The 4,014-nt window shown below is 70.9% G+C and carries 4 protein-coding genes; 3 read left to right on the forward strand and 1 reads right to left on the reverse strand.

All coding sequences use genetic code 11. From position 1 onward, the window contains the following. The first annotated feature begins 456 nt into the window (after positions 1 to 456). The gene (locus CCN51_RS01195; protein WP_014179042.1) at positions 457 to 1,458 is read left to right on the forward strand and encodes a sigma-70 family RNA polymerase sigma factor; all 1,002 of its coding nucleotides are present in this window, start codon (positions 457 to 459) and stop codon (positions 1,456 to 1,458) included. 163 nt (positions 1,459 to 1,621) lie between these two features. Here CCN51_RS01195 and CCN51_RS01200 read toward each other — a convergent pair whose 3' ends face one another. Further along, the gene (locus tag CCN51_RS01200) at positions 1,622 to 2,359 is read right to left on the reverse strand and encodes a 3-oxoacyl-ACP reductase family protein (protein WP_014179043.1); all 738 of its coding nucleotides are present in this window, start codon (positions 2,357 to 2,359) and stop codon (positions 1,622 to 1,624) included. Positions 2,360 to 2,626: 267 nt separating this feature from the next. On the opposite strand from CCN51_RS01200, the gene CCN51_RS01205 reads away from it, so the two are divergent. Both CCN51_RS01205 and CCN51_RS01210 read left to right on the forward strand, forming a co-directional pair. Then, positions 2,627 to 3,388, forward strand: a complete 762-nt coding sequence (locus tag CCN51_RS01205; protein WP_014179044.1) for a DeoR/GlpR family DNA-binding transcription regulator — start codon at positions 2,627 to 2,629, stop codon at positions 3,386 to 3,388. After that, positions 3,385 to 4,014, forward strand: a 630-nt coding sequence (locus CCN51_RS01210; protein ID WP_086859177.1) for a 1-phosphofructokinase family hexose kinase, incomplete at its 3' end; no start/stop codon positions are given. The genes CCN51_RS01205 and CCN51_RS01210, both read left to right, overlap by 4 nt.

Raw genomic sequence — 4,014 nt, forward strand, 5'->3', positions numbered from 1 at the left:
CAGCGCACACCCGGGCGACGGGCCGGGCAACTCGGCCGGGTGCCGGTGCGGCGCGGGTGTCGCGTCGGCGGGGTGATCACGCAACCAGAATCCGGTCGCGGACGTCTTCGGGGATGAGAGCAACCGCGGGCGCCGCAGCCCGACGGTGAACGGTCGGAAACGGGGGTGATGGCCGTGGCTCGGAGCGGGTGGTCCCCAGGATCCCAAGGCTTCAATGGCTCCAAAGGGGGCAGCAGGGGCCTGAGGGCCGCCCTTGACACCCGCCCTGACCTGCACTTCCGGGTGTTATAAGGGCAAATCGGCACCGTGTGTCGGGACAGGGTACTGCATGATCGCGAAAACGTGTGCGCGCCATGGGAATTCTGTCCGGATTCCAGTCGTTGTTTCCATCGGACGGGGCACCCGGCAGGAACACCGTCCATAGTCCGCGCCCGATCCATCTGTAAGGGAGCACGCATGGCAACCCGTGCCGTCGCCCGCAATCAGGCCACGAGCAGTGGCGCTGATGGGGCCAACAGTGTTCGCGCCACAGGCGGGGAGATCGCCGATCGCGACCTGGTCGGCATGTATCTCGACGAGATCGCTCGCACCCCGCTGCTCGACGCGGCCAAGGAGGTCGAGCTGTCTCAGGCAATCGAAGCGGGTGTCTATGCCCAGCAGATCCTGGACGGTGAGATCGAGGACGCCCCGGCGGCCGGTGCGAGCCGCGGGGAGCTGGAGGCCATAGCCGCCGAGGGCGCCCGCGCCAAGGACGTCTTCATCCGTTCCAACCTGCGCCTGGTCGTGGCCGTCGCGCGCCGGTACCCGCGCAGTGGGCTGCCGCTTCTCGACCTGATCCAGGAGGGAAACGCGGGCCTGGTCCGCGCGGTGGAGAAGTTCGACTACACGAAGGGCTTCAAGTTCTCGACGTATGCCACGTGGTGGATCCGCCAGGCCATCACACGCTCGATCGCCGACCAGTCCCGCACCATCCGGCTGCCCGTCCACCTGGTCGAAGAGCTCGGCCGGATCCGGCGGGTGCAGCGCGAGTTCAACCGTGAGCACGGCCGTGAGCCGGAGCACTCGGAGATCGCGGCGGAGCTGGGCTCCACGACCGAGCGGGTTTCGGATGTGCTCGACTGGGCCCGCGACCCCGTCAGTCTGAACATGTCGGTGGACGACGAGGGCGAGACCCAGTTCGGCGATCTGCTGGAGGACACCTCGGCCGTCTCGCCCGAGCAGTCGGTGATGACGCTGCTGCGCAGCGAGGAGCTGGAGGATCTGATCGGCCGGCTCGACGACCGCACGGCGTCCATCATCAAGGCCCGGTACGGCATCGACGACGGGCGGGAGCGCACGCTCACCGAGGTCGGCAAGCAGCATGGCCTCACGCGCGAGCGGATCCGCCAGATCGAGAAGCACGCGCTGCTTGAGCTGAAGAAGATGGCGCGCCAGACCGGCTTCGACGAAGCTGCCTGAGCCACCGTCCCCCGTATCCCTTTCCCCGTCTTTCCCTAACTCTGGTCTCTGTCCGCAACTCTGGTCTCTGTCCGCCTCTCCGGTCTCTGTCCGCAGTGGCTGCCCATGACCGAGCCCCGGCGCCTCTTCCCCCCCCAGGCGCCGGGGCTCAACCCTGGGCTGCTCAGACGGCGAAGCCGCCGTCCACGGCGATTGACGCCCCGGTGATGTACCGGCCGTCGTCCCCGGCGAGGTGGGAGACGGTCGCGGCGATCTCCGACGGCTGTCCGTAGCGGCCGAGTGCGGTGAGGCCGCTCTGCATGGCGGCGCTCTCCCCGTCGGCGGGGTTCATATCGGTGTCGATGGGGCCGGGGTGGATGAGGTTGACGTTGATGCCGCGCGGGCCGAGCTCGCGGGTCAGCGCCTTGGTCAGGCCGGTGAGGGCCGTCTTGCTCATCGCGTACAGCGAGCCGCCGGGGAAGGCGACGCGCTCGGCCATACAGCTGCCGATGTTGATGATGCGCCCGCCGTCGGTCAGATGGTGGGCGGCGGCCTGAGCCGCGAGGAAGGGCGCGCGGACATTGACGGCGAGGACGCGGTCCACGTCCTCCAGCGTCAGGTCGCCGAACGGGCCGAGCACACCGGCGCCCGCGTTGTTGACCAGGATGTCGAGCCGCCCGAACTCCGCGGCCGCCGCGGCCACGGCCTCGCGTACCGCGCGCGGGTCCGCGCTGTCGGCCTGAACGGCCAGGGCCCGGCGGCCCAGGGCCTTGATCCGGTCGACGACGGCCGCCGCCCGCTCCTCGTTGCTCTGGTAGGTCAGCGCGACGTCGGCGCCGTCTTCGGCGAGCCGGAGCGCCACCGCTTCGCCGATGCCCCGGCTGCCGCCTGTGACCAGTGCCGCCTTGCCGTCGAGTGCCATGTGTGTCCCTCGTCCCGTCTTCAGTTGCTTTGTTGTGGATTGAGCCGTCCTGGAGGACATGGCTCGATCCTCGTGGGGCGGGAGCGGGGATTCCGGCGGCATTCGGACGTCGCGTTGGCGCGCCACGTATGCCCGATCACGTCCGGCTTTGGTCCGGAGATGTCCGTACGGGATTGTTTCCTGCCCGAGTCTGTTTACTTCCCGGCTTTAGGGACGTAATCTGGCCGCGAAATCACAGGTTCGGGCATGGAAAGGACGTAAACCCACATGTACGCACCGGAGCGGCAGCAGGAGATCCTCCGGCTGGCCCGCGAGAGCGGCCGGGTGGATGTGCTGTCCCTCGCCGAGGAGTTCCAGGTCACCGCCGAGACGGTGCGGCGCGACCTGCGGGCGCTCGACAGGGCGGGCCTGGTCCGCCGCGTGCACGGGGGTGCCATCCCGGCCGGCCGTCTCGACTTCGAACCCGACCTCGCCGAGCGCGAGAGCACCGCCGCCGACGAGAAGGACCGCATCGCCCGCGCCGCCGTCGCCGAACTGCCCGCCGACGGCAGCGTGATCATCGACGCGGGCTCGACTTCGGCCCGGCTCGCCGCCGCGGTCCCGCTGGAGTCCGACCTCACGGTCGTCACCCACGCGCTGCCGATCGCCGCCCGGCTCGCCGACCACCCCGGTATCGCCCTCCACCTCGTCGGCGGCCGGGTCCGCCACCGCACGCGCGCCGCGGTGGACGCATGGGCGCTGCGCGGCTACGGCGAGATCAAGGCCGATGTCGTCTTCCTCGCCACCAACGGCTTCTCGCTCGAAGGCGGCCTGACCACCCCCGATCTCGCGGAGGCCGCCGTCAAGCGCGCCATGGTCGCCGCCGCCCGCCGGGTCGTCCTCCTCGCCGACTCGTCCAAGTTCGGCCAGGAGCACTTCGCCAGGTTCGGCGATCTCGGCCATGTCGATCTGCTCATCACCGACACCGGGCTCAGCCCGCAGGACGCCCTCGCCATCGAGCGGCAGGGCACGGAAGTAGCGCGCGTATGATCCTCACCGTCACCCCCAATCCCAGCCTGGACCGCACCTACGAGATTCCGGCGCTGGAGCGCGGCGCCGTACTGCGCGCCGCGGCCGACCGGGTCGACCCCGGCGGCAAGGGCGTCAATGTCTCGCGGGCCGTGGCCGTGGCCGGGCACCGCACGGTCGCTGTGCTGCCGCTGGGCGGGCCGGAGGGCGCGCTGCTGGCGCGGCTGCTCGGCGGGCTGGGGATCGAGGCCGCGGGCGTCCCCGTGCAGGGCTCCACCCGGGTCAATATCTCCGTGGCCGAGCCCGACGGCACCCTCACCAAGATCAACGCGGCCGGGCCCGAGCTGACCACCGCCGAGGCGGAGGCACTGCTGGAGGCCGTACGGACGCAGTCCGCCGACGCCGACTGGATCGCCTGCTGCGGCAGCCTGCCCCGCGGGCTCGCCCCCGAGTGGTACGCCGAGCTTGTGGCGCGGGCCCACCGCGCGGGCGCCCGGATCGCCCTGGACACCTCCGGCCCCTCGCTCACGGCGGCCCTGCGCGAGCGCCCCGACGTCGTCAAGCCGAACGCCGAGGAGCTGGCCCAGGCCGTGGGCCGCCCGCTGGCCACCGTCGGCGACGCGGTCAAGGCGGCCGAGGAGCTGCGG

Origin of the sequence: Streptomyces milbemycinicus, assembly GCF_002154605.1 — a bacterium.
In the GTDB taxonomy this organism is placed as follows: domain Bacteria; phylum Actinomycetota; class Actinomycetes; order Streptomycetales; family Streptomycetaceae; genus Streptomyces; species Streptomyces milbemycinicus.

Bases quoted from the DNA above. Each gene is read 5' to 3' on its own strand.
- CCN51_RS01200 (WP_014179043.1), bottom strand. From the start codon at position 2,359: ATGGCACTCGACGGCAAGGCGGCACTGGTCACAGGCGGCAGCCGGGGC.
- CCN51_RS01205 (WP_014179044.1), top strand. From the start codon at position 2,627: ATGTACGCACCGGAGCGGCAGCAGGAGATCCTCCGGCTGGCCCGCGAG.
- CCN51_RS01195 (WP_014179042.1), top strand. From the start codon at position 457: ATGGCAACCCGTGCCGTCGCCCGCAATCAGGCCACGAGCAGTGGCGCT.